The following is a 6303-nucleotide window of genomic DNA, read 5'->3' on the forward strand; positions in this document are numbered from 1 at the left end:
GCTATAGTCCGGCCATGGACATTCAGCGCAGCGCCGCCCAGCCCAGCATGACCCCCGCCGCCATCCGGCGCGAGGATTACAGCCCGCCCGCCTGGGCCGTGCCGCAGGTGTCGCTCGACTTCACGCTTGACCCGTCCGAGACGCACGTCCGCGCCACGCTGACTGTCGAGCGGCACAGCCCCCACGGCGAACCACTGCGCCTGGACGGGGCGGGCCAGACGCCGCTGTCGGTCATGGTCGACGGTGTGGACTGCCAGGGTTGGCGGATCGAGGGCGAACAGCTGGTCATCGACCTGCCCGGCGACGCCCATGTCGTCGAGACCCATGTCGTCATCGCCCCCGACCGCAATACGCAGCTGATGGGCCTCTATGCCTCGGGCGGCAATCTGTGCACCCAGTGCGAGGCCGAAGGATTTCGCCGCATCACCTGGTTCCCCGACCGCCCCGACGTGCTGAGCGTCTACCGCGTGCGCATGACCGCAGATGCCCGGCGTTTCCCGGTGCTGCTCGCCAATGGCGATCCGGTGGCCAAGGGGATGAACGACGACGGCACGCACTGGGCCGAATGGCACGACCCCTTCCCCAAGCCGTCCTATCTGTTCGCGCTGGTCGCGGGCGACCTGGCGGTCAATGCGTCCACCTTCACCACGATGAGTGGCCGCGTCGTCGATCTGGGCATCTGGGTCCGCGCCGCCGATCTCGCCAAGACCGACCACGCGCTCGAGGCGCTGAAGCTGTCCATGGCCTGGGACGAGCGGGTCTATGGTCGCGAATACGACCTGGACGTGTTCAACATCGTCGCGGTCGACGATTTCAACTTCGGCGCGATGGAGAATAAGGGGCTGAACATCTTCAACAGCCGCTACATCCTGGCCGATCCCGACACCGCGACCGATTACGACTATGACGCGATCGCCGCCGTCGTCGCCCACGAATATTTCCACAACTGGTCGGGCAACAGGATCACCTGCCGCGACTGGTTCCAGCTTTCCTTGAAGGAAGGCTTCACCGTCTATCGCGACCAATGCTTCTCCGCCGACCAGGGTTCGGCCGCGGTCAAGCGGATCGAGGATGTGCGCGGCCTGCGCGCCAGCCAGTTCCCGGAGGATTCCGGCCCGCTGGCGCACCCGGTGCGCCCCGAAAGCTATATCGAGATCAGCAATTTCTACACGGCCACCATCTACAACAAGGGTGCCGAGCTGATCCGGATGATGGCGACCATGCTGGGCCCGGTCAGGTTCCGTGCCGCCACCGACCTGTACTTCACCCGCTTCGACGGTACGGCCGCCACCTGCGAGGATTTCGTCGCCTGCATGGAGGAAGCGAGCGGCGTCGACCTGTCGCAATTCCGCCTTTGGTATTCCCAGGCGGGCACGCCGCGCGTCGCGGCGGGGCTTACCCACGAACCCGGCGGCGGCCGTGCCGAACTTCGCCTGGCGCAGCATGTTCCCGCCACGCCGGGGCAAAGCGTGAAGCAGCCGATGCTGCTCCCGCTGAAGGTTCGGCTGTTCGGTGCGGAGACCGGTCGGCCGCTGACCGACGAAAAGCTGATCCTGCTCGACCAGGTGGCCGAGACGATCACCTTCGAGGCGATCACCGAGCGGCCCGTCCTGTCGATCAATCGCGGCTTTTCCGCCCCCATCGTGATCGAGAGCGACCGGACGCCTGCGGATCTGGCCTTTCTGTCGGCGCATGACGACGATCCCTTCGCCCGGTACGAGGCGATGCAGCAGCTGATGCTCGACACGCTGGTCGCGGGCACGATCCACGGCACGGTCGAGGCCGAGGCGGTGATCGACGCGGTCGCCCGCACCCTGAACGCCGAGGGGCTGGAGCCCGCCTTCCTGGCCGAGGCGGTGCTGCTGCCGTCCGAGAATTTCATCGGCGATCAGCTCGTCACCGTCGATCCCGACGCGATCCATATCGCGCGCGAGGCGCTGCGCACCCGGCTGGGCCAGGCGCTGGAGCCGACCTGGCGGCGGCTCTATGCCGAAATGGCGCAAGGGCCCTATGTCTATTCGCCCGACGCCAAGGGACGTCGCCGCCTGCGCAACGTGGCGCTGGGCTATATCGCCGCCAGCGGGGCAGAGGATGCCGCCGCCCTGGCCTTCGCGCAGTTCGAGGCGGCGGACAACATGACCGACCGGCAGGCGGCGCTGACCACGCTGGTCAGTTCGGATGCGTCCGAGCGCGAGGAGGCGCTGGCCCGCTTCCACGCCCGCTATGCCGACAATCCGCTGGTCCTCGACAAATGGTTCCAGACCCAGGCTTTGTCGTCGCGCGACGATACCGGTGCGCAGGTCACGCGGCTGGCCGAGCATCCCGACTTCACCCTCGCCAACCCCAATCGCGCGCGCGCGCTGCTGGGGGCGTTCGGGGTCAACCAGCGCGCGTTCAACGCCGCAGACGGCGCGGGCTATCGCTTCCTGGCCGACCAGCTGATCGCGCTCGACCGGCTGAACCCGCAGACGGCGGCCAAGCTGCTGCCGCCGCTCGGCCGCTGGCGCCGATTCGACACCAAGCGGTCGCGCCTGATGTGTGCCGAGCTGATCCGTATCGTCGGCACGCCCGGCCTGTCCAAGGACCTGTTCGAGCAGGCGTCGAAGAGCATCGAATAATCCTCCCCGGTACGGGGAGGGGGACCGCACGCAGGGCGGTGGAGGGGGGGGCTCCTCCCGCGATTCCCTCTGTGGCGTGCCCCCTCCACCACCGCTACGCGGCGGTTCCCCTCCCCTTGCAGGGGAGGATCAATTGGCCTTTTGGAACCCCTCCATCACCATCCAGCGATAAAAGGCGTCGAACCAGCCGGTGCTGGTCGTCTTCTTCGGATACATGCCGAAGCCGTGGCCGCCCCGGCCGTACAGGTGGAACTCGACCGGCTTCTTCGCCGCCATCCAGGCATCGATCAGCCCGAAGCCCTTGCCCGAAAACAGCGGATCGTCGGCGGCGATCGCGGCGAACATCGGCGGCGCGTCGGCGGGCACCGTCATCGGCTGGAGCGGACCATAGATGTCGCCGATAAAGGCAGGCCTGGCCTGTCCGTCGAGCACGGTCGCCACGGTCAGCATCGCGCCCGCCGAAAAGCCGACCATGCCGATCCGGTCGGGGTCGACCTTCCACTCCCCCGCCCGCTGGCGGACCAGCGCGAAGGCGGCGCGGGCGTCGGCGATCTGGGGGGCGAGGCCCTTCAGCGCGTCCTCCGGACTGGGGCGCGATGCGGGGCGTGCCACGCTGGAGAACATCGCGGTCATCGACTTTTCGAATTCGCCCATATCGGCGGGCGTCTGGTTCAGCCGATATTTCAGGACGAAGGCGGCGATACCACGATCGGCCAGCGCCTTGGCCACGTCCCACCCTTCATTCTGCATCGACAAGGTGCGGAAACCACCACCCGGCGCGACGATGACGGCGGTGCCGGTTGCCTTGGCGGGATCGGGCAGGAAGGGCGTCAACGTCGCTTGCGTGACGTTGCGGGCAAAGACGCTGTTATACTGGCTGTGCCAGCTTTCCTTCACGGTCGCACCGGGCAATGGCCCGGTGTTCAGCGGAATGGCGGTTGCTTGCGCGGGTATGGCGATCGGTGCCATCCTGTCGCCCTGCGCCACGGCAGGTGCCACCACCGAGAGCGCTAGCAAAGCGGCCAGCGCATGGCTGGCCCAGCGATTGGTCTTCATATCCCCTCCTGTCCTCCGCGGGTTTGTCCTGCGGTCGGAGGGGGATGGTACGCTTTGCCCCGGCAGGCGCAAGCGGAAATGGTAAGGCTAACAGTTTTGGAAAGCCAAGGGGTTAGCGTGGGGCGTGGGCTTCGACTTCGCTCAGCCTGAACGGGGTTGAGTACTCAGTACCCGTCCCCCACTTCCGTTCAGCCTGAGCGAAGTCGAAGGCCAAGGGAAACCCTCAGAACAAACGCCCCCCATTGGGCACCGCCAGATCGGGCGCGATCAGCACCACCTCTCCATCCGCATCGGGAAAGCCCAGCGTCAGCACCTCGGACATCATCGGCCCGATCTGGCGCGGCGGGAAATTGACGACCGCCGCCACCTGCCGCCCGACCAGCGTTTCCGGCGTATAGTGCCGGGTGATCTGCGCCGAGGATCGCTTCACCCCCAGCCCCTCGCCAAAATCGATGGTCAGCTTGATCGCGGGCTTGCGCGCCTCGGGAAAGGGTTCGGCGGCGATGACGGTGCCGACACGGATGTCGACCGCCAGGAAGTCGTCGATCCCGATGCGGGCGGCGGGCGAGTCAGAAGTCGACATTGTCGTAATGCGACGGCGGCGTGACCATCTCCATCCTCTCGGACAGCAGCGGGCGGAAGGAGGGGCGGCTCTTCAGCCCGCGATACCAGCGCGCGGTCTGCTCATGCCCCTTCCAGTCGATACCACCCAGATAGTCGGCGACCGAAATCTGCGCGGCCGCCGCCAGATCGGCCAGGCTCATCGTCGCGCCGCCCAGCCAGTTGCGATGGTCGAGCAGATAGTCGGTATAGTCGAGATGCCCGACCGCGGCCTTCATCGCTTCGCGCAGCCCCTTGGCATCGGGGCTGCCGGTGCGCGCGACGCGCTTGACCATGCGTTCGTGGAGCAGCGGGCCGGTCACGTCCTGATAGAAATGCGTGTCGAACCACGTCACCAGCCGCCGGATCTCGGCGCGGCCGACCCCGGTGCCGTTGATCATCGCCGACTTCTCGACCGTTTCCTCGAAAAACTCGCAGATCGCCATGGAGTCAACCAGCAGGACGCCGCGCTCCTCATCGACCATCACCGGGGTTTGCCCGGCGGGGTTCATGTCGAGAAATTCGTCGCGCCGCTGCCAGGGCGACTCGCGGACCAATTCGTAACCCACGCCCTTCTCGCCCAGCAACAGCCGGACCTTGCGCGAAAAGGGACAGAGCGGGAATTGATAGAGTTGCCACATAGGGCCCATCTAAGCGTCGGGGGGCCGCTCCGCCAAGCCCGCGGACACGCTTTTCACCCTTTGGTGCGCGCGGGGCGGCGCAAGGCGTCCGCGCAAGGCCCTCAAACTGCGCTAAGGAGCGGCCATGGCACGCAAGAACCGCTATCTGACGGCAACCATGGCCGATGGCTATGTGAAGACGATCGGCCCGACCTCGCAGCCCTTCACCCATTACTGGCGGATCGTCGCCGATCTGGGCAGCGGCAAGACCGAAGTGTTCTGGGGCCATGCCAAGTCGCGCAAGGCAGCGATGGCCAACGATGCCGCGATGGCCGAAGCGGTCCGGCAAAGGGGGTGGGTCGGCTACCGGTTCGAGGTGGTCGAACTGGTCGAGACGGATGCGCCGCCCGAAGGCCCAAGGAATTCCTCCCCTAAAAGGGGAGGTGTCAGGGCGAAGCCCTGACGGAGGGGTGTCCCCGCTCGTGGTTATCCCCCTCCGTCAGCTTTGCCGTTCCCCTTGCAGAGGAGACGCCTGGCTTATTTCCTCGGCTTTTCCTGGCCCGAAGCGTCCGAAACGGCCGCCCCGGCCGAGCGCAAGTCGCGGCCCGCGCCGTCGACGGTGTTGCAGGCCGTCAGCGTCAGCACGGCGAACAGGGTGGCACCCAGAGCGATCTTCTTGGTCATGGCGATCTCCTCTTCCAAAAGGGGTGCAGCGGGCCCGATACGTCAGGCCGCCGCGGGTACTCAGCGCAGGCGGCGGCGCACGGCCGACGTTGCGCCAAAGGCGGAGGCACCGGCACCGATCAGCAGCGCGAGCATCAGAATGAACGAGGTCTTGGCTGCCGCACCGGTATGGTGGGGCCGATGGTGCTCGACGGCCCGATCAAACGTGACGCGTTCGTCGGCTATGTTCGCCAGGTGCTGGTGCCCGACCTCTCTCCCGACGACATCGTCATCATGGACAACCTGTCGAGCCACAAGGCGCCCGCAGCGCGTGACGCCATCGAAGCGGCTTGCGCCACGCTGCTCTTCCTTTCACCTTACAGCTCAGACTTCAACCCGATCGAGCAGGCGTTCTCCAAGCTCAAGGCGCAGCTGCGCAAGGCTGCCGAGCGCACCATCCACGGCCTGTGGGACGCCATCAGTTGCATCCTCGACCTCTAGCCGCCACAAGAGTGCACCAACTACTTGGCTACCGCCGGCTACGTTGCAGACTGATTGGAAACCGCTCTAAGCCACGAAAAAAAGACACAAAAAAGCCGCCTCGGGAGATCCTGAGGCGGTTTGGTTGTTGGCGTAATGGTTGCGGGGGCAGGATTTGAACCTGCGGCCTTCAGGTTATGAGCCTGACGAGCTACCGGGCTGCTCCACCCCGCGAGAAGGGGGAAATTGTGAATGGGTTTTTGTAT

At 66.1% G+C, this 6303-nt stretch carries 6 protein-coding genes, 1 tRNA gene and 1 pseudogene; 3 read left to right on the forward strand and 5 right to left on the reverse strand.

Annotated features, from left to right (window positions below; genetic code table 11):
• The first annotated feature begins 14 nt into the window (after positions 1-14).
• Positions 15-2618: an aminopeptidase N gene (gene pepN, locus U1703_RS08380; RefSeq protein WP_332785324.1), complete on the forward strand. Its 2604-nt coding sequence runs from the start codon at positions 15-17 to the stop codon at positions 2616-2618.
• A gap of 129 nt (positions 2619-2747) precedes the next feature.
• Here pepN and U1703_RS08385 read toward each other — a convergent pair whose 3' ends face one another.
• From U1703_RS08385 to U1703_RS08395, 3 genes are all read right to left on the reverse strand, one after another.
• Entirely contained in the window at positions 2748-3674 is a 927-nt protein-coding gene (locus U1703_RS08385; RefSeq protein ID WP_332785325.1) for an alpha/beta hydrolase, read from the reverse strand.
• Between the two features lie 223 nt (positions 3675-3897).
• On the reverse strand, positions 3898-4257 hold the full coding sequence (locus U1703_RS08390; protein ID WP_320451290.1) for a tRNA-binding protein: 360 nt from the start codon (positions 4255-4257) through the stop codon (positions 3898-3900).
• Positions 4244-4915: a glutathione S-transferase family protein gene (locus U1703_RS08395; protein WP_320451289.1), complete on the reverse strand. Its 672-nt coding sequence runs from the start codon at positions 4913-4915 to the stop codon at positions 4244-4246. Before U1703_RS08395 ends, U1703_RS08390 begins: the two co-directional genes overlap by 14 nt.
• Before the next feature lie 124 nt (positions 4916-5039).
• On the opposite strand from U1703_RS08395, the gene U1703_RS08400 reads away from it, so the two are divergent.
• Complete coding sequence (locus U1703_RS08400; RefSeq protein ID WP_332785326.1) at positions 5040-5357, forward strand: hypothetical protein; 318 nt, start codon at positions 5040-5042, stop codon at positions 5355-5357.
• A 74-nt stretch (positions 5358-5431) separates the two neighbouring features.
• On the opposite strand, the gene U1703_RS18970 is transcribed toward U1703_RS08400, so the two are convergent.
• Positions 5432-5578, reverse strand: a complete 147-nt coding sequence (locus U1703_RS18970; protein ID WP_443025778.1) for an entericidin A/B family lipoprotein — start codon at positions 5576-5578, stop codon at positions 5432-5434.
• Between the two features lie 75 nt (positions 5579-5653).
• Here U1703_RS18970 and U1703_RS08405 point away from each other — a divergent pair.
• A pseudogene (locus U1703_RS08405) lies at positions 5654-6058 on the forward strand (transposase); the annotation flags it as partial.
• A gap of 136 nt (positions 6059-6194) precedes the next feature.
• On the opposite strand, the gene U1703_RS08410 reads toward U1703_RS08405, so the two are convergent.
• A tRNA-Met gene (locus U1703_RS08410) sits at positions 6195-6271 on the reverse strand.
• Between the last annotated feature and the right edge of the window lie 32 nt (positions 6272-6303).

This window comes from Sphingomonas flavida, from assembly GCF_036663655.1.
GTDB lineage: Bacteria > Pseudomonadota > Alphaproteobacteria > Sphingomonadales > Sphingomonadaceae > Sphingomonas.

Coding starts and splice junctions, on each gene's coding strand:
- pepN (WP_332785324.1), top strand. CDS start 15: ATGGACATTCAGCGCAGCGCCGCCCAGCCCAGCATGACCCCCGCCGCC.
- U1703_RS08385 (WP_332785325.1), bottom strand. CDS start 3,674: ATGAAGACCAATCGCTGGGCCAGCCATGCGCTGGCCGCTTTGCTAGCG.
- U1703_RS08390 (WP_320451290.1), bottom strand. CDS start 4,257: ATGTCGACTTCTGACTCGCCCGCCGCCCGCATCGGGATCGACGACTTC.
- U1703_RS08395 (WP_320451289.1), bottom strand. CDS start 4,915: ATGTGGCAACTCTATCAATTCCCGCTCTGTCCCTTTTCGCGCAAGGTC.
- U1703_RS08400 (WP_332785326.1), top strand. CDS start 5,040: ATGGCACGCAAGAACCGCTATCTGACGGCAACCATGGCCGATGGCTAT.
- U1703_RS18970 (WP_443025778.1), bottom strand. CDS start 5,578: ATGACCAAGAAGATCGCTCTGGGTGCCACCCTGTTCGCCGTGCTGACG.